The sequence below is a fragment of the Pseudomonas sp. LARHCG127 genome (assembly GCF_052871455.1).
This window is the reverse complement of record NZ_JBIXJT010000001.1, coordinates 5615-23482: the sequence shown is the minus strand read 5'-3', so window position 1 is coordinate 23482 and position 17868 is coordinate 5615. Positions and strand designations below refer to the sequence as shown.

Here is a 17868-nt window from a genome sequence, read left to right as displayed (position 1 = left end):
TGATAGTGATGAATGAAGTTCCAGCCAACCCCCTGGCCTGGGTCAACGGTAGCGATGCCCCGGAAAAGAGCGCGGTCAACCTCGGCTTCATGGCCTTGAGCGACTGTGCCCCAGTGGTGGTCGCTGCCACCCAGGGCTTCGCCCAACCCTACGGCTTGACCCTGAATCTCAAGCGCCAGGCGTCCTGGGCCAACCTGCGGGACAAGCTGGTCAGCGGTGAAATCGATGCCGCCCACAGCCTGTATGGCCTGGTCTATGCGGTGCACCTGGGCATTGGCGGGGTCGCACCGACCGACATGGCGGTGCTGATGGGGCTGAACCAGAACGGCCAGAGCATCAACCTGTCCCATGGCTTGCAGGCCCAAGGCGTGACCAGTCCTGAAGCACTGGAACGGCACGTGCACCAAACTCGCCCGAAACTGACCTTCGCCCAGACGTTCCCCACCGGCACCCACGCCATGTGGCTCTATTACTGGCTCGCCGCCCAGGGCATCCACCCCTTGTCGGATGTCGACAGCGTGGTGGTACCGCCGCCGCAAATGATCGCGCACCTGCAAGCCGGGCGCATCGACGGGTTTTGCGTCGGCGAGCCCTGGTGCGCCAGTGCGGTGAAACAGAACCTCGGCTTTACCCTGGCGACCACCCAGACCATCTGGCCCGACCACCCGGAAAAAGTCCTGGGCTGCACCCGTGCGTTCGTCGAACAATATCCCAATACCGCCCGGGCGTTGGTGATGGCCATTCTCGAAGCCAGCCGTTTCATCGAACAAAGCAGCGAAAACCGTCGCAGCACCGCGCAACTGTTGAGTGCACCGGAATACCTCGACGCCCCGCTGGACTGCATCGAGCCGCGCCTGCTGGGCATCTATGCCGACGGCTTGGGCAACAGCTGGCAGGATCCCCACGCGATGCGCTTCCATGGCAACGGCGAGGTGAACCTGCCGTACCTGTCCGACGGCATGTGGTTCATGACCCAGTTCCGTCGCTGGGGCTTGCTGCGCGAAGACCCGGATTACCTGGCCGTGGCCCGGGACGTTCAGCAACTCACGTTGTACCGTGAAGCCTGTGGGGCGCTGGACATTGCGTCCCCGAGCCAGGACATGCGCAGCAGCCAACTGATCGACGGCACCACCTGGGACGGCTCGGACCCGGCCGGGTACGCCCGCAGCTTCAAACTGCACGCCTTGAGCGATGCGGCTCCCCTTCTCGCCAGCCGCTGACAGGAGCCACGACCATGCTGCGTATCCTGCTGATCAACGACACCGCGAAAAAAGTCGGCCGCCTCAAGGCTGCCCTGATTGAAGCCGGCTTCGAAGTGATCGACGAATCCGGCCTGACCATCGACCTGCCGGCGCGCGTCGAAACGGTGCGTCCGGACGTAATCCTGATCGATACCGAGTCACCCGGACGCGATGTGATGGAGCAAGTGGTGCTGGTCAGTCGCGACCAGCCACGCCCGATCGTCATGTTTACCGACGAGCACGACCCCAATGTGATGCGCCAGGCGATCAAGTCGGGCGTCAGCGCCTACATCGTCGAAGGCATCCACGCCGCGCGCCTGCAACCGATCCTCGACGTGGCCATGGCCCGCTTCGAAAGCGACCAGGCCCTGCGCGCCCAACTCCTGGCCCGGGACCAGCAACTGGCCGAACGCAAGCGCATCGAACTGGCCAAGGGCATGCTGATGAAGATGAAGGAATGCAACGAGGAGCAGGCCTACACCCTGATGCGCCGCCAGGCCATGAGCCGCCAGCAGAAGCTGATACAGGTGGCGGAGCAGATCATTGCCATGAACGAGTTGCTCGGCTGAAAGCCTTGTAGCGCAGGGCCTGCCGCCATCGCGAGCGAGCTCGCTCCCACAGGTCCGAGCACACCTCAGGTCCCTGTGGGAGCGGGCTTGCTCGCGAAAGCGGTCTTACTTCCAACATTGATATCGACTGACCCACCGTCTTCGCGAGCAAGCCCGCTCCCACAGGGTTTACGGGGTGAGCACGACATTGGCGGACAACCACAATCCCTGTGGGAGCGAGCCTGCTCGCGATAGCCCTCCCCCCATCCCTCGGGTTGGCACAGATCTCGCTTAAGCAACCCCACAGGTAACCAACGGCGGTTGCCCCACCTACGACAAAGACGTCGCACACCCTCCTTGCCTCTCTGGCGATCCGGGTTGCGGCGTTTTTTTGTTTTGGCCCTTCGGGGCCGGTGGTGCGACCACAGGCGGCGCACTGCTCCAAGCACTGACTCATTTCTCGAGACTTTTACAGCTGAGGTGCGCGATGAATTCAAGCTTCTGGAAATCCGGCCACACCCCGACACTGTTCGCGGCCTTTCTTTATTTCGACCTGAGCTTCATGGTCTGGTACCTGCTCGGGCCACTGGCGGTACAGATCTCCGCCGACCTGCACCTGACCACTCAGCAACGCGGCCTGATGGTGGCGACACCGATCCTGGCTGGCGCCGTGCTGCGCCTGTTCATGGGCCTACTGGCCGACCGGATTTCACCCAAGACCGCCGGCATGGTTGGCCAGGTGATCGTGATCGGTGCGCTGTTCTGCGCCTGGAAACTGGGCATCCACAGTTACGAACAAGCCCTGCTGCTGGGCCTGTTCCTCGGTGTGGCCGGCGCTTCGTTCGCCGTCGCCCTGCCCCTGGCCTCCCAGTGGTATCCGCCGCAACACCAGGGCAAGGCCATGGGCATCGCCGGGGCTGGCAACTCGGGCACCGTGCTCGCCGCGTTGATCGCACCGGTCATGGCCGTAGCCTTCGGCTGGACCAACGTGTTCGGCTTCGCGCTGATCCCGCTGGTGCTGACGCTGGTCCTCTTCGCCTGGCTGGCCAAGAATGCCCCTGAGCGACCAAAAGCCAAATCCATGGCCGACTACCTCAAGGCCCTGGGCGACCGTGACAGCTGGTGGTTCATGTTCTTCTACAGCGTGACCTTCGGCGGCTTCATCGGCCTGGCCAGCGCCCTGCCCGGCTACTTCAACGACCAATATGGCCTGAGCCCCGTCACCGCCGGCTACTACACCGCTGCCTGCGTCTTCGGTGGCAGCCTGATGCGCCCCTTGGGCGGCGCCCTGGCGGACCGTTTTGGCGGCATCCGCACTTTGCTCGGCATGTACACCGTAGCGGCCGTCTGCATCGCCGCGGTGGGCTTCAACCTGCCGAGTTCCTATGCGGCCCTGGCCCTGTTCGTTTGCACCATGCTCGGCTTGGGTGCGGGCAACGGCGCGGTGTTCCAACTGGTGCCACAACGCTTCCGTCGCGAAATCGGCGTGATGACCGGGCTGATCGGCATGGCCGGCGGCATCGGTGGTTTCGCCCTGGCGGCGGGCATGGGCGCGATCAAGCAAAGCACCGGCAGCTATCAACTGGCGCTGTGGTTGTTCGCCAGCCTCGGTGTCCTGGCCTGGTTCGGCCTGTATGGCGTCAAGCGTCGCTGGAGAACCACTTGGGGGTCGGCAGCCGTCACCGCTGCTCGGGTATAACCTGCAACCATGAGCCTGCAATTGAGTTTTGCCGAGGCCAGCGCCATCGGCCCGCGGGAAGAAAACCAGGACGCCCTGCGCCTGGTCACCCCCGCCCCGGCCCTGGCTGCCAGCAAGGGTTACCTGTTCGCCATCGCCGACGGCGTGAGCCAATGCGCCGATGGTGGGCTGGCCGCCCGTTCGACCTTGCAGGCCCTGGCCCTGGACTACTATTCCACGCCGCAAACCTGGGGCGTGGCCCAGGCGCTGGACCGGCTGTTGCTGGCCCAGAACCGCTGGCTGCAGGCCAACGGCGGCGGGCAACCGCTGCTCACCACCGTGAGCGCCCTGGTCCTGCGGGGCCGGCGCTTCACCTTGGCCCACGTCGGCGATTGCCGGGTCTACCGCTGGCATGCCGATCACCTGCAACGGGTCAGCGAAGATCACGTCTGGGAACAGCAGGGCATGCAGCATGTACTCAAGCGGGCCCTGGGGCTGGATCAGCACCTGATCCTCGACTTTCTCGATGGTGAACTGCGCACCGACGAAACCTTCGTGTTGCTCAGCGACGGCGTCTGGGCGGTCTTGGGGGACACGGCCATCGCCGGCATCCTTCGCGACCAACCCGACCTGGACCTCGCTGCGCAGACGCTGGTCAACGCCGCGCACCTGGCCGGTAGCCAGGACAATGCCAGTGCGTTGTTGGTGCGGGTCGATGCCCTCGGCGAAGCCAGCATTGGCGATGCCTTGATCCAGCTGCAGCAATGGCCCTTGCCGCCGGCGCTGAAACCGGGCCAGGTATTCGAGGGCTGGCAGATCGAAAGCCTGCTCGGCCAGAGCCAGCAATCGTTGCTTTACCGGGTGCACGACGGCCAAGACCAACCTTGGCTGCTGAAAACCTTGCCCGTGCAGCTACGTGACGACAGCCGGGCCGGTCAGGCCTTGCTCTCGGAGGAATGGTTTCTCAAACGCGTCGCCGGGCGGCAGTTTCCCGAAGTCCATGGGGTGCCCCAGCGTCAGCATTTGTACTACGTGATGCGTGAATATCCGGGCGCGACCCTGGCCGAGGTGTTCAACCAGGGCGGTCCGCTGCCCCTGGCCCAATGGCAGGACCTGGCGCAACGGCTGGTGCGAGCGGTGGGCCTGTTGCATCGACGGCAGATCTACCACCGCGACATCAAGCCGGAAAACCTGCACCTGGGCGACGACGGAGAATTGCGCTTGCTGGATTTCGGCCTGGCGTATTGCCCGGGCTTGTCCGAGGACCAGGCCAACGTGCTGCCCGGCACACCCAGCTACATTGCTCCGGAAGCCTTCGGCGGCACCGCGCCCACGGCGCAACAGGATTTGTACGCCGTCGGCGTGACCTTGTATTTCCTGTTGACCGGGCATTATCCCTACGGCGAGATCGAAGCCTTCCAGCGCCCGCGCTTTGGGGTGCCGGTCAGTGCCAGCCGCTATCGGCCGGACTTGGCCGAATGGCTCGGGCAAAGCCTGGAACGGGCCGTCGCGGCAGACCCGGGCCAGCGCTTTGAAACCGCCGAGGAATGGCTGTTGCTGCTGGAGCAGGGCGAACGCCGCAGCTTGAGTGTAAGGCCCCGGCCATTGCTGGAAAGAGAGCCGCTGAAGGTCTGGCGGACGTTGGCGCTGGTGTCATTGGTGGTGAATGTTGTGCTGTTGTTTCTGGTGTTTCACTCATGACCGTGGCGAGGGAGCTTGCTCCCGCTCGAGCGCGCAGCGGTCGCCTTTTTTTGGGTCTGCTTCGCAGCCCAGCGGGAGCAAGCTCCCTCGCCACAAAAGCTTTTTCGCCAATCCCTTCACGCTCCATTACCGGGCAACACGCTTTGATTCGGTGCAATAAATCCCTCCCCAATCCGCTCAACCAGCCCGCTGTTCAATAAATCCGCGCCTTCGCGCCACTTGGCACAACCACTGCATTACCTACCCCACCATACATAAAGCAACGCCTCCAACGATGAAGGCGGTGCTTCCCGAGAGAACGGGACCAGGACAAAGGCGTCCTCGCTAGCTTGCTAGCGGGACGCCTTTTTTTGTTTTCGTAAAAATTGCCGAGCCAGTCCGATCGCCGTGATGAACCGGACATGAGCTTGCGGAGAACCCTGATGAAAAAACTCAAACTGGTGATGATCGGCAACGGCATGGCCGGGGTTCGCACCCTCGAGGAACTGCTCAAGCTGAGCAACGAGCTGTACGACATCACGGTGTTCGGCGCCGAGCCCCACACCAACTACAACCGCATCCTGCTTTCGCCGGTGCTGGCCGGCGAGCAGACATTCGAAGAGATCGTGCTCAACGACCTGAGCTGGTACCTGGACAACAACATCAAGCTGCTGCTCAACCGCAAAGTGGTGGAGATTGACCGGGTCAAGCGCCGCGTCATCGCCGAAGACGGCAGCGAAGCCGAATACGACCGCCTGCTGATCGCCACCGGTTCCACACCGTTCATCTTGCCGATCCCCGGCAACACCCTTGAAGGCGTGATTGGTTACCGCGACATCGCCGACACCCAGGCGATGATCGACACCGCCAAGACCCACAAGCACGCCGTGGTCATCGGCGGCGGCCTGCTGGGCCTGGAAGCGGCCAACGGCTTGAAGCTTCGGGGCATGGACGTGACCGTCGTCCACATCGGTGAATGGCTGTTGGAACGGCAACTGGACAAGACCAGCGGCCAACTGCTGCAAACCGCCCTGGAAAGCCGTGGCCTGAAATTCCGCCTCAGCGAACAGACCCAGGCCCTGCACGACGCCGGCAACGGCCGGGTCGGCTCGGTCCAGTTCAAGAACGGCGACATCATTCCCGCCGACCTGGTGGTGATGGCCGCCGGCATCCGTCCCAATACCGAACTGGCGGAAAAATCCGGCATCCCCTGCAACCGCGGGATCCTGGTCAATGACACGATGCAGACCTATGACCCGCGCATCTACGCCATCGGTGAGTGCGCCAGCCACCGCGGCACCGCCTACGGCCTGGTGGCGCCGCTGTTCGAACAGGCCAAGGTCTGCGCCAACCACCTCGCGCAACTGGGCTTCGCCACTTACAAGGGTTCGGTCACATCGACCAAGTTGAAAGTCACCGGCATCGACCTGTTTTCCGCCGGCGACTTCATGGGCGGCGAAGGCACCGAGACCATCACCCTTTCCGACCCGATCGGCGGCGTCTACAAGAAACTGGTGATCAAGGATGACGTGCTGGTGGGTGCCTGCCTGTACGGCGATACCGCGGACGGCGGCTGGTATTTCCGGCAGATTCGTGAGAATCACGGCATCAGCGAGATCCGCGATCACCTCATGTTCGGGGAAAACGCACTTGGCGATGTAGGACACCAAGGCCAGGACAAAGCCATGAGCATGGCCGACACCGCCGAAGTCTGCGGCTGCAACGGCGTGTGCAAGGGCACCATCGTCAAGGCGATCCAGGAGCACGGGCTGTTCAGCGTCGATGACGTGAAAAAACACACCAAGGCCGCCAGTTCCTGCGGCTCTTGCGCCGGCCTGGTGGAACAGATCCTGATCAACACCGTGGGCGGCGCGGCGGACGTCAAGCCAAAAAGCGAAAAAGCCATCTGCGGTTGCAGCGACCTCAACCACGGCCAGATCCGCCAGGCGATCCGCGACCAGCACCTGCTGACCATCGCCGGCACCATGAGCTACCTGAACTGGCGCACCCCGAACGGCTGCGCCACCTGCCGCCCGGCGTTGAACTACTACCTGATATCCACCTGGCCTGGCGAAGCCCACGACGACCCACAGTCGCGCCTGATCAACGAACGCGCCCACGCCAACATCCAGAAAGACGGCACCTACTCGGTGGTCCCACGGATGTGGGGCGGCGTGACCAACCCCTCCGAGCTGCGGCGCATTGCCGACGTCGCCGATAAATACAACGTGCCGATGGTCAAGGTCACCGGCGGCCAGCGCATCGACTTGCTGGGCATCAAGAAGCAAGACCTGCCCGGCGTCTGGAAAGACCTCGACATGCCGTCCGGCCATGCCTACGGCAAATCCATCCGCACCGTGAAGACTTGCGTGGGCAGCGAGTTCTGCCGCTTCGGTACGCAGAACTCCACCCAGTTGGGCATCGAGCTGGAACACGACCTGTTCAATATGTGGTCGCCGCACAAGGTGAAGCTGGCGGTCTCCGGTTGCCCACGCAACTGCTCGGAAGCCGGGATCAAGGACGTCGGCATTATCGGTGTCGATTCCGGCTGGGAGATGTACATCGGCGGCAACGGCGGGATCAAGACCGAAGTCGCAGAGTTTTTCGTCAAGCTCAAGACCGCCGAGGAGGTGCGTGAATACAACGGCGCCTTCCTGCAGCTGTACCGCGAGGAAGCCTTCTACCTCGAACGCACCGTGCATTACATGCAGCGGGTCGGCATGGAGCACATCAAGAAAGCCGTGCTGGAAGACCCCGAGCGGCGCAAGGCCCTTCACGAACGCCTGAAGTTTTCCCTGTCGCTGGAACAGGACCCTTGGAAACAACGCCTGGAACAGCCTCAGTTGAAGAAAGAGTTCGAAGTCATCCCCGTGAAGAACCTGGAGGTGCCGGCATGAACTGGCTGGATATCTGCGCACTGGAAGAGATCAATATCCTCGGTTCGCGCATCATCAATGGCCCCAAAGGCGATATCGCGATTTTTCGTACCAGCGACGATGAAGTGTTCGCCCTCGATGACCGTTGCCCGCACAAGGGTGGCCCGCTGTCCCAAGGGTTGGTCTACGGCAAGCGCGTGGCCTGCCCGCTGCACAACTGGCAGATCGACCTGGAAACCGGTCTGGCCCAAGCCCCGGACGTGGGCTGCGCCCATCATCATTCGGCCCGTGTCGAAAACGGCCGGGTGCAACTGGCCCTGCGGGACGCAAGCTGATGAACCGCCAGATCACTGCCTCGACCTGCTGTTATTGCGGGGTCGGCTGCGGCGTCCTGATCGAGCATGACGGCGAGCGCATCCTCGGCGTCAGCGGCGATCCCGCCCACCCGGCCAACTTCGGCAAACTGTGCAGCAAGGGTTCGACCCTGCACCTGACCGGCGACCTCGCCGCCCGCGCCCTGTACCCGGAGCTGCGCCTGGGCAAAGGCCTGGCCCGGGCCCGCACCGGCTGGAACAGCGCCCTGGATCACGCCGCCAGCGTCTTCGCCGACACCATCGCCGAGCACGGCCCCGACAGCGTGGCGTTCTACATCTCCGGCCAGCTGTTGACCGAGGACTACTACGCCTTCAACAAACTCGCCCGGGCGTTGGTGGGTACCAACAATATCGACAGCAATTCGCGGCTGTGCATGTCCTCTGCCGTGGTGGGCTACAAGCGCAGCCTCGGTGCCGACGCCCCACCCTGCAGCTACGAAGACCTGGAGTTGAGCGACTGCGTGATGATCGTCGGCAGTAACATGGCCTACGCCCATCCCATCCTGTTTCGCCGCCTCGAAGAGGCAAAATCCCGCCGGCCGCAGATGAAAATCATCGTCATCGACCCCCGGCGCACCGACACCTGCGACCTGGCGGACCTGCACCTGGCGATCTTGCCGGGCACCGATGTCGCCTTGTTCCATGGGATTTTGCACCTGCTGCTGTGGGAAGACTGGGTCGACCGCGCCTTCATCAAGGCCCATACCGAAGGTCTGGCGGACCTGAAGAACCTGGTCCGCGACTACACCCCGGCGATGGTCGCCCAGTTGTGCGGCATCAGCGTCGAACAACTGCACCAGTGCGCCGAATGGGTCGGCACGTCGCCGAGCTTCCTGTCGTTGTGGTGCATGGGCCTGAACCAGTCCACCGCCGGCAGCGCCAAAAACAGCGCACTGATCAACCTCCACCTGGCCACCGGACAAATCGGCCGGCCGGGGGCGGGCCCGTTCTCGCTGACCGGCCAACCCAACGCCATGGGCGGACGGGAAACCGGCAGCCTGTCGAACCTGCTGCCGGGCCATCGTGAAGCCGCCAACCCGGAACATCGTGCCGACGTCGCCCGTTATTGGGGTGTGGAGCAATTGCCCGCCACCACCGGCCTGAGCGCCATCGAGCTGTTCGAGCAGGTGCGCAGCGGCAAGATCAAGGCCTTGTGGATCGCCTGCACCAACCCGGCCCAGTCAATGCCCGACCAGACGGCGGTACGTGAGGCCCTGCAAGCCTGCCCGTTCGTGGTATTGCAGGAAGCCTTCCGCACCACCGAGACCGCCACGTTTGCCGATCTACTGTTGCCGGCGGCCAGTTGGGGCGAGAAAGAAGGTTCGGTGACCAACTCCGAGCGGCGTATTTCCCACGTCCGCCGGGCCATCGACGCACCCGGTGAAGCGCGTCCGGACTGGGCAATCACCGTGGATTTCGCACAACGCCTGGAGAAACGCCTGCGCCCGGGCCAACCCAGCCTGTTCGTCTTCGACACCCCGGCCCAGCTGTTCGACGAGTACAAACAGCTGACCCGTGGCCGCGACCTGGACTTGTCCGGCATCAGCCATGCCCTGATCGACCGCCTCGGCCCCCAGCAATGGCCCTTCCCGGAAGGCGCCACGGTTGGGACGGCGCGACTGTACGTGGACGGGATTTTCCCGACCGACAGCGGCCGGGCGCACTTCGTGGCCGATCCCTATCGCGCCGCCAAGGAACTGCGTGACGCCCGCTACCCATTGACGCTCAACACCGGCCGCTTGCGGGACCAGTGGCACGGCATGAGCCGGACCGGCACCGCTGCGCAGTTGTTTGGCCATGTGAACGAAGCCGTGCTCAGCCTGCACCCCGACGAACTTCTCCGGCATCGCTTGCAAGCGGGCGACCTGGTCAACCTCAAGAGCCGTCGCGGCAGCGTGATCGTGGCCGTGGACAGCGACGACAGCGTGCGCCCCGGCCAGGCGTTCCTGCCCATGCATTGGGGCGATCGGTTCCTCAAGGGCGGCGTGAATACCCTGACTCAACCGGCCTTCGACCCCTTGTCGAAACAACCGGAACTCAAGCACAGCGGCGTGCGCCTGGAACCGGTGAACCTGCCTTGGCAGCTTTTCGCTTTGATCGAAGGCGATGTTCAACAGCATCTGGAGGCCCTGCGTCCCCTGTGCGAGGCGTTTTCCTACGTCAGCCTGAGCCTGACCGGCCGCGAACGTCCCGCACTGCTGATTCGCGCTGCCAGCGCCGTCGCGCCTGAACCGCAACTGCTCCAGGCCATCGACGAGCAATTGGGCCTGATCGACGGGCCGGTGCTGGCCTACGACGACCCGCGTCGCTCCATCGGTAAACGAGTGCGCATCGAAAACGGTCGCATCACCGCCATTCGCCTGGCCGGTGAAACCCTGGCCCGGCATTGGCTGCAGAACCTGTGGCTGGAAGGCCGTGCCGATGAACAACTGCGGCGCTGGCTGCTGGCGCCGTTGAGCGCGCCGCCGGGCAATGTTGGCGCCACAACGGGTGGCAGCAAAACGCTGTGCAACTGCATGAACGTCAGCCAGCGCGCGGTCTGCGCCGGCATCGAGCGTGGCCTGGACTTGCAGGGGCTCAAACAGGAACTGGGCTGTGGCACGCAATGCGGCTCCTGCGTACCGGAAATCAAGCGCCTGCTGGTTGCCACCGCGCAACCACTGGCGGCTATCTCGTGAGGAAAACACTATGAACGCAAAAGTCTGGCTGGTGGGTGCAGGTCCCGGTGACCCTGAATTACTGACCCTCAAAGCCGTGCGCGCCTTGGGCGAGGCCGACGTGGTGTTGATCGACGACCTGGTCAATGCCGCGGTGCTGGAGCATTGCCCCGCTGCACGCATCATTGCCGTGGGCAAGCGCGGCGGCTGCCGCTCCACCCCCCAGGCCTTCATTCATCGATTGATGCTGCGTTATGCCCGCCAGGGCAAATGCGTGGTGCGCCTCAAGGGCGGCGACCCGTGCATCTTCGGCCGCGGCGGTGAAGAGGCACAGTGGCTGCGCGAGCATGGCGTCGAGGTGGAAATGGTCAACGGCATCACCGCCGGCCTCGCGGGGGCGACCCAATGCGACATTCCACTGACCCTGCGCGGGATTGCCCGGGGCGTGACCCTGGTCACGGCCCACACCCAGGACGGCAGCAGCCTGAACTGGCAAGCCCTGGCCCAAAGCGGGACCACTTTGGTGGTGTACATGGGCGTGGCGAAGCTGAGCGAGATCCGCGAGCAACTGCTGGCCGGCGGCTTGGCGGCGGACACGCCCGTGGCCATGATCGAAAACGCCTCCCTGCCCCACCAGCGTGACTGCCGCAGCGACCTGGCCTCGATGGAGGCCGCTGCCAGCGCCTTCCAGCTCAAGAGCCCGGCGATCCTGGTAATTGGCGCCGTGGCCGAAGCAGCCGAACTGGCCGCCTCACCGCCGGCTTTGGCCCAGGTTTGCGCCCTCTAGCAGACACCCCAAAACCTGTGGGTGCGCGGGGGGGCGCTTTGCGGGTGGTCCTGTTAGCCCTGGGGTGCCTGACCCACCGCCATCGCGAGCAAGCTCGCTCCCACAATGGATCGGGGTATGACCGAAGAGGCCGCCTCGCGAGCAAGCTCGCTCCCACAGGTCTCCCACAGGTCTTGTGTTCCACCCATCTCCATAAATCGCAGGCAAAGAAAAGCCCGGCCGAGGCCGGGCTTTTCCAAAGCTGTAGGCTAATTACTTAGCTTGAGCTTCAACCTGCGCTTCTACGCGACGGTTAACTGCACGACCAGCGTCAGTGGCGTTGTCGGCAACTGGGCGGGATTCGCCGTAGCCAACAGACTGAACGCGGGACGATTCAACACCGTACTGGTTGGTCAGAACGTTCTTAACGGCGCTTGCACGACGCTCAGACAGCTTCTGGTTGTAAGCGTCAGGACCGACGGAGTCAGTGTGACCTTCAACAGTAGTGGTGGTGGATGGGTACTGCTTCATGAAATCAGCCAGGTTCTTGATGTCGCCATAGCTGTTTTCTTTAACGACCGACTTGTCGAAGTCGAACTTGACGTCCAGCTCAACACGAACGACTTCAGCAACAGCTGGGCAGCCATCAGCGTCAACAGTTACGTTGGCTGGGGTGTCAGGGCACTTGTCGACGTTGTCGCACACGCCATCGTTGTCGCTGTCGGAGCAGACTTCAGCAGGTGCTGGAACTGGAGCAGCAGCTGGCTTGGAGCCGCCACCGAAGTTCACACCGATACCAACGCTAGGAGCCCACTCGGTGTCGCCCTGGTCGATGTTGTACTGAGCTTCAACGCCAGCACGGGCGTAGAAGTTGTCAGTGAAATACAGCTTGGCGCCGCCACCAACGTTGGCGAAGGTAGAACGGTTACGACCGTTGCTGCCATTCTGGTCGATGCTCTGGTCGGAGAAACCGGCCGAAACATAAGGACGCAGCATGTCGCCTGGGTTGTTGAAGTGGTACAGAGCGTCCAGAGCGGTGTTCGCGCCCTTAACGTTAGTGCCGTCTTCGGTGCGTGCGTTGTGCACTTCGTCGTAGGCCAGACGCAGTTCAACGTCGTCGGTCAGGAAGTAACCAACCGAACCGCCGAACAGGTTGCCGTTGTTCTTGAAATCACGAGCGCTGTCGAACATTTCTTTCTTGGCGAAGCCTTCGATTTCAACTGCGCCTTGGCCTTGTGCCAGAGCGCCGAACGAAGTGGCAGCAATCAAAGAACCAATGGCAAAGCCCAAGGTGTTTTTCAGTTTCATCCGTTAAATCCCCATCTGGTGATTGTGAAGCAGTCCCGCAAACCGGGGGACAACTCGGCGGCAAGTCTATCAGAACTTGCCTACACGTAAGAGATATTTGCGCCGAACTAAGTTTCAGCAATGCCTGCAAATTTCTCACGCAATTTGTCAAGAGCGCGCTTGTAACGCATTTTTGTCGCGCTCAAACCCATATGCATTATGTCTGCGATCTCCTGAAATTCCAGCTCTGCGACAAATCGTAGCACCAGAATTTCCCGGTCGATCGGGTTTACATAGACCAGCCAGCGATCGAGTCCACCCTTTTCCTCGGGCTTGGGCGCCTTATCTTCCGACGCTTCCTCGAGAGGGTCCAGGCTCAACGCGTCCATCAAGCGACGCTTTCGCCGTTCCTTGCGATACTGCGTGATGCATTCGTTGTACGTGATGCTATAAAGCCATGTCTTGAACTTCGATTTCCCCTCGAAGTTCTTCAGGCCATACAGCACCTTCAACATCACCTCCTGACAGACATCGTCAGCATCACGATCGTTCCCGAGATAGCGCGCACAAACGTTAAATAAAGTTCTCTGGTAACGACGCATCAACTCTTCATAGGCGCGTGTTACGTGAAACAGCTCCGTATGCGCGCGCGCGACCAACTCCTCATCGGAGAGATCACGGGGGTCGTAGCGCGTGGATAGCGATTGGGGTTTGTTCAAAACAAGTCGGGCCGACAGTCTAGGTCAATGTGCGCCGCAGCCTGGGCTAGCAGGCATTTCGCGGCGGCATACATTAGCAGGATTTGCCGGGTTAGCGGCTACTCACATGCTGTTCCAGCAAGATCCGATTGGAAAGCGACACCAGTTCGCCCTCCTCGGTCAGCAATGTGGTTTTCACCGTGCCGATCTCTTCGATCTGGCCTTCGACCTCGCCAACACGCACTTGTTGCCCAACCTCATACAATTCACGCACATAGATTCCCGCAAGAATCTGACCGGCGATCTCCCGGCTTCCCAATCCCATTGCCAGCGCAACCGCCAGACCAACGGTTATCAATACAATCACGATCACATGGTTGAGCAGGTCAGTCTTGACCTCCAACTGGCTGATCGCCACCGAAATACTGATGATAATCACCAGGCCCTGGGCGATACGCCCCACGCCAGCGGCATAATCCAGCCCGACGCCTTCGGCCGCACCGCGCACCAGCCCATTGGCCAGTTGCGCCAGCAGGACACCGACCAGCAACACCAGCGCGGCACCAAAAACCTTCGGCAAATACAATGCAAGCATATCGAGCGTAGCCGAAACTCGCTCAAGGCCAAGGGATTCTGCTGCGGAAACCAGGAAAATCAGCAATACGAACCAATACACGATCTTGCCGACCAGGGTCGAGATCGGCACTTGGATGCCGCCACGGGACAGCAGCTTGGTCAGGCCGGTGCCGCCCATCAGGCGATCGAGACCCAGCTTGGCGAGCAGCTTGGACAGCAGCGTGTCCAGCAACTTGGCCACGACAAAACCCAGCAACAGCACCACCAGCGCGCCGAAGAGGTTCGGGATGAAGTTAGCTACCTTGGTCCACAACGCAGTCATTGCCGTGACGAGGCTCTGGGTCCAGAGATCAAGTTCCATATTCAATCAGCCTTATCAGCGGTGCGAGTAACAGGTTTACGGCGGGAAACCGGCGAGACATGGGCCGATCCATTATTCAGGGCGATCATCAGCGCGGGCAACCAGCGGCCCAGCAGGCTGAACAGATCGCCCGCGCCGACCTGGCGGTTGGCGGTTTTCAGTACACGCCCCAAGCATGCGTCGTCGTCCCGGCTGGACGGCGAAGCCTTGAGCATGTCGCGCAAAGACTGTTCAAACGGATCGTGCATACGCACCTCTCGTGATGTCTGTGGAAGACGCGATCACATTTCGTCGGGTCACATGAAACCCCATCACACCCAGCGCAAACGGCGGAACAACCACCACTGCCCCGTCGCGACGCAGATCATCAGCAGGCACGCGACCATGAAACCGTAGGGGCTTTCGGAAAACGGAATGCCACCGACGTTGATACCTAAAAGGCCGGTGAGAAAACTCATCGGCAGGAAAATCCCGGTGATGATGCCGAAGCGGTACATGGTGCGGTTCATGCGCACCGACAGGCGCCGGTCTTCGGCCTCCAGCACAAGCCCCACGCGCTCTCGGGTCAATTCCAGCTCTTCGAGATAACGGGTCAGGCTGTTGTTCAATTCGTTCCAATAGTCGCCATCGTCCTCGACGAACCAGGGCAACTTGATCCTCGACATCTGGCCGAAGATATCTCGCTGTGGCGCCAGGAATCGCTTGAGTCCGGCAGCCCTTCGACGGATGTGCAAAATGGCGTCATGCTCGGGGGCATACCGTTCGTCGGCGTCGAGTTTTTCTTCCTCGCCATCGACGATTTCCGAGAGGCAAGTGACCAGGTCCTGCACCTTGTCGGTGAGGTATTGCGCCATATAAAGGATGAGTTCGGAAGCGTTCTCGGGCCCCTTGCCCTCGGCCAGTTGCGCCAACAGTTCATCGGTGGCGCGCAACGGCCGCAGGCGCAGGGAGATCACTCGCTGGGCAGACGCGAAGATCCGTACCGAGACCATGTCTTCAGGCTCGGCGCCCGGGTTGAGGTTGATCCCGCGCAGGAACAGCAGCAGTTCGGCGTTGGGCAACGGCAACAACCGCGGCCGGGTGTTCTCTTCCAGCAGCAGGTCGCAGTTGAATTCGCTCAGGCCGCTGGATTTGCGCAGCCAGGTGTGGGTTTGCGGATGACTGCGATCCCAGTGCAGCCACAGGCTTTCGTGGGCCTTCAGCTGCAAATCGTCGAGTTCGGTCCGGGCTATGGAACGCGCGCCGCCTTTACCGTCCAGCACCAGGGCATGCACCAGCCCCCATTGCGCGTTTTCTTCCTCGAACATCCTCATCCCTTATGGCTGCGGTGCTTTATTCAGGCATCTTCAGTGGGCTTGGCGAAACGATCACGCCGTTGTTGTCGGCATAGACATACTCGCCCGGGCGGAACGTCACGCCAGCAAAGGTCACTGCTATATTGAGCTCGCCGACACCACGCCGGTCGGTCTTCATCGGATGGCTGGCCAGGGCCTGGACCCCGAGGTCGGTCTGGGCAATGACGTCGACGTCGCGGATGCAGCCATAGATCACCAGGCCTTCCCAGCCATTCTTAGCCGCTTTCTCGGCCAACATGTCACCCAGCAGGGCCCGGCGCAGCGACCCGCCGCCATCCACAACCAGCACTTTACCCTTGCCATCGAGTTCAACCTGCTCCTTGACCCGCGAGTTGTCCTCGAAGCACTTGATGGTCACGATTTCGCCGCCGAAGGAATCGCGGCCACCGAAATTGCTGAACATCGGCTCCAACACCTGCACCAGGTCCGGGTAGGCGTCGCACAGGTCGGGCGTGAGGTAATGGTTCATCGAACAACTCCTGAAAGGCTGGAACGTCAGATTGAATGTGCAACCGTTTGTGACCGGAACCGCTTGAAGCGTCATATCTTAGCCGCAAGCAGACCAGAGCGAAATGCCCTTGTCAGAGCCTTCGCCTCAAACCGCCTCGGCCAACTGCGGCTGTTCACCCAGCAAGGGCGCCTGCTGATCCTCGAGCCAACGAGCCACCAGCGGCCAGACCTCAAGGTGGGCGGCCTTGCTGACCAGCATCTCGACGTGACCGAAATCGTCAGTGAAACCCTGTCCCCGACCCAGGCAGACAAACTGCTTGTGCGTGGAACCGATCTGGTCGAAGAGTTTGCGGCACGCCCAAGTCGGGTCCTGGTGATCGCCGGTGGCACTCACCGCCAGCACCGGCAACTGGACATCGGCCAAGCCGGCCCACCAGTTCTTCTCGGCATCGCCGAAACGCCCGAACAGGCCGTACCAGCGCATGCTTTCCAGGGCCAGGCCAATGGGCTCGTCCTCGGGGCCGCGCTTGAGCCTTGAACCGGACAACTGGGCAAAGCGCTTGAGGATGAAGCGGCCGCTCCATTCCACCGGCGGGATCTTCAGCGGCCAGTAGGTGCGGCTGACCTGGGTGCCAAAAAATGCCGCCGACGCCACTGCGGGCTCGCCCAGGTAGTGGCCGCCCAAGGCTGCCGCCAGGGTAATGCCCCCCAGGGAATGACCGATCCAATGGGGCACTTGTCCGCTCTGCTCACGCACGAAGGCGCCGATGGCCGGCAGGTCGTAACGGGCGTAGTCAGCCACCCGATTGTGGCGATAACCCTGGTTACGCTGGGATAAGCCATGGCCGCGCATTTCGGGAATCCAGACATCGAATCCCAGGCGCGTCAGGTACGCGCCCAGGCCGAGGCCTTTGGGCGAATACCAGAAACGCCGATTGGAAAAACTGCCGTGCAACAAAATCACCGGGACACCACGGGTTTCGCCGGGATCAGCCATGCCCAGCCGCGTGACGGCCAGTTCGACGCTGGCGTCCGGGCTGTTGCCGGGTTTCAAGCGATAGACGTCTTCGCTCAGATCACCGCGCCGCTCGGCACTGATCAGGGCGACAGGAAAGAGGTTGCTGCTGCTTTGCATAATCTTCTTGCACAAAAAAGGGCGGCTTCCTTGTGGAGCCCGCCCTACTTCAATCAAAAGGGGCCCGGATAATGCCCATCAGTTGAGCCCCCTGTGGGAGCGGGCTTGCTCGCGAAGACGGCGGAACAGTCAACATGGATGTTGTCTGACGCACCGCTTTCGCGAGCAAGCCCGCTCCCACAGGTT

The 17868-nt window shown here is 62.1% G+C and carries 15 protein-coding genes; 8 read left to right on the top strand and 7 right to left on the bottom strand.

Going from position 1 to position 17868, the window contains the following annotated elements:
* Window positions 1-8 precede the first annotated feature (8 nt).
* The 8 genes from ACIPQ1_RS00095 to cobA all read left to right on the top strand — a co-directional run bounded on the left by ACIPQ1_RS00095 (window position 9) and on the right by cobA (window position 11841).
* Window positions 9-1220, top strand: coding sequence for a CmpA/NrtA family ABC transporter substrate-binding protein (locus tag ACIPQ1_RS00095; RefSeq protein WP_411386910.1), 1212 nt, complete (start codon window positions 9-11; stop codon window positions 1218-1220).
* 14 nt (window positions 1221-1234) lie between these two features.
* Window positions 1235-1810, top strand: coding sequence for an ANTAR domain-containing response regulator (locus ACIPQ1_RS00090; protein ID WP_003199539.1), 576 nt, complete (start codon window positions 1235-1237; stop codon window positions 1808-1810).
* A gap of 466 nt (window positions 1811-2276) precedes the next feature.
* A complete protein-coding gene (locus ACIPQ1_RS00085; protein ID WP_053120618.1) occupies window positions 2277-3488 on the top strand; it encodes a nitrate/nitrite transporter in 1212 nt (403 codons plus the stop codon).
* Window positions 3489-3497: 9 nt separating this feature from the next.
* Window positions 3498-5168, top strand: coding sequence for a protein kinase domain-containing protein (locus ACIPQ1_RS00080; protein ID WP_446533340.1), 1671 nt, complete (start codon window positions 3498-3500; stop codon window positions 5166-5168).
* Between the two features lie 422 nt (window positions 5169-5590).
* Window positions 5591-8044: a nitrite reductase large subunit NirB gene (gene nirB / locus ACIPQ1_RS00075; RefSeq protein ID WP_186728155.1), complete on the top strand. Its 2454-nt coding sequence runs from the start codon at window positions 5591-5593 to the stop codon at window positions 8042-8044.
* Window positions 8041-8358, top strand: coding sequence for a nitrite reductase small subunit NirD (nirD, locus tag ACIPQ1_RS00070; RefSeq protein WP_186705301.1), 318 nt, complete (start codon window positions 8041-8043; stop codon window positions 8356-8358). The genes nirB and nirD overlap by 4 nt, the downstream gene beginning before the upstream one ends.
* On the top strand, window positions 8358-11075 hold the full coding sequence (locus ACIPQ1_RS00065; RefSeq protein ID WP_446533339.1) for a nitrate reductase: 2718 nt from the start codon (window positions 8358-8360) through the stop codon (window positions 11073-11075). The genes nirD and ACIPQ1_RS00065 overlap by 1 nt, the downstream gene beginning before the upstream one ends.
* Before the next feature lie 10 nt (window positions 11076-11085).
* A complete protein-coding gene (gene cobA / locus ACIPQ1_RS00060; RefSeq protein WP_250965641.1) occupies window positions 11086-11841 on the top strand; it encodes a uroporphyrinogen-III C-methyltransferase in 756 nt (251 codons plus the stop codon).
* 252 nt (window positions 11842-12093) lie between these two features.
* Here cobA and ACIPQ1_RS00055 read toward each other — a convergent pair whose 3' ends face one another.
* From ACIPQ1_RS00055 to ACIPQ1_RS00025, 7 genes are all read right to left on the bottom strand, one after another.
* Window positions 12094-13128 carry an OmpA family protein gene (locus ACIPQ1_RS00055; RefSeq protein WP_250965642.1) on the bottom strand — a complete coding sequence of 345 codons (1035 nt, stop codon included), beginning with the start codon at window positions 13126-13128 and terminating at the stop codon, window positions 12094-12096.
* Window positions 13129-13235: 107 nt separating this feature from the next.
* Entirely contained in the window at window positions 13236-13826 is a 591-nt protein-coding gene (gene sigX / locus ACIPQ1_RS00050; RefSeq protein ID WP_003183614.1) for an RNA polymerase sigma factor SigX, read from the bottom strand.
* Window positions 13827-13917: 91 nt separating this feature from the next.
* Window positions 13918-14742, bottom strand: a complete 825-nt coding sequence (locus ACIPQ1_RS00045; RefSeq protein ID WP_003199523.1) for a mechanosensitive ion channel family protein — start codon at window positions 14740-14742, stop codon at window positions 13918-13920.
* A gap of 2 nt (window positions 14743-14744) precedes the next feature.
* Entirely contained in the window at window positions 14745-14990 is a 246-nt protein-coding gene (locus ACIPQ1_RS00040; protein WP_014337331.1) for a hypothetical protein, read from the bottom strand.
* A gap of 63 nt (window positions 14991-15053) precedes the next feature.
* Window positions 15054-16049: a zinc transporter ZntB gene (locus tag ACIPQ1_RS00035; RefSeq protein ID WP_446533338.1), complete on the bottom strand. Its 996-nt coding sequence runs from the start codon at window positions 16047-16049 to the stop codon at window positions 15054-15056.
* A 25-nt stretch (window positions 16050-16074) separates the two neighbouring features.
* Window positions 16075-16566: a ribonuclease E activity regulator RraA gene (gene rraA, locus ACIPQ1_RS00030; RefSeq protein ID WP_207965835.1), complete on the bottom strand. Its 492-nt coding sequence runs from the start codon at window positions 16564-16566 to the stop codon at window positions 16075-16077.
* A gap of 126 nt (window positions 16567-16692) precedes the next feature.
* The gene (locus ACIPQ1_RS00025) at window positions 16693-17682 is read right to left on the bottom strand and encodes an alpha/beta fold hydrolase (RefSeq protein ID WP_446533337.1); all 990 of its coding nucleotides are present in this window, start codon (window positions 17680-17682) and stop codon (window positions 16693-16695) included.
* Between the last annotated feature and the right edge of the window lie 186 nt (window positions 17683-17868).

Bases quoted from the DNA above. Each gene is read 5' to 3' on its own strand.
- ACIPQ1_RS00095 (WP_411386910.1), top strand. From the start codon at position 9: ATGAATGAAGTTCCAGCCAACCCCCTGGCCTGGGTCAACGGTAGCGAT.
- ACIPQ1_RS00090 (WP_003199539.1), top strand. From the start codon at position 1,235: ATGCTGCGTATCCTGCTGATCAACGACACCGCGAAAAAAGTCGGCCGC.
- ACIPQ1_RS00085 (WP_053120618.1), top strand. From the start codon at position 2,277: ATGAATTCAAGCTTCTGGAAATCCGGCCACACCCCGACACTGTTCGCG.
- ACIPQ1_RS00080 (WP_446533340.1), top strand. From the start codon at position 3,498: ATGAGCCTGCAATTGAGTTTTGCCGAGGCCAGCGCCATCGGCCCGCGG.
- nirB (WP_186728155.1), top strand. From the start codon at position 5,591: ATGAAAAAACTCAAACTGGTGATGATCGGCAACGGCATGGCCGGGGTT.
- nirD (WP_186705301.1), top strand. From the start codon at position 8,041: ATGAACTGGCTGGATATCTGCGCACTGGAAGAGATCAATATCCTCGGT.
- ACIPQ1_RS00065 (WP_446533339.1), top strand. From the start codon at position 8,358: ATGAACCGCCAGATCACTGCCTCGACCTGCTGTTATTGCGGGGTCGGC.
- cobA (WP_250965641.1), top strand. From the start codon at position 11,086: ATGAACGCAAAAGTCTGGCTGGTGGGTGCAGGTCCCGGTGACCCTGAA.
- ACIPQ1_RS00055 (WP_250965642.1), bottom strand. From the start codon at position 13,128: ATGAAACTGAAAAACACCTTGGGCTTTGCCATTGGTTCTTTGATTGCT.
- ACIPQ1_RS00045 (WP_003199523.1), bottom strand. From the start codon at position 14,742: ATGGAACTTGATCTCTGGACCCAGAGCCTCGTCACGGCAATGACTGCG.
- ACIPQ1_RS00040 (WP_014337331.1), bottom strand. From the start codon at position 14,990: ATGCACGATCCGTTTGAACAGTCTTTGCGCGACATGCTCAAGGCTTCG.
- ACIPQ1_RS00035 (WP_446533338.1), bottom strand. From the start codon at position 16,049: ATGTTCGAGGAAGAAAACGCGCAATGGGGGCTGGTGCATGCCCTGGTG.
- rraA (WP_207965835.1), bottom strand. From the start codon at position 16,566: ATGAACCATTACCTCACGCCCGACCTGTGCGACGCCTACCCGGACCTG.
- ACIPQ1_RS00025 (WP_446533337.1), bottom strand. From the start codon at position 17,682: ATGCAAAGCAGCAGCAACCTCTTTCCTGTCGCCCTGATCAGTGCCGAG.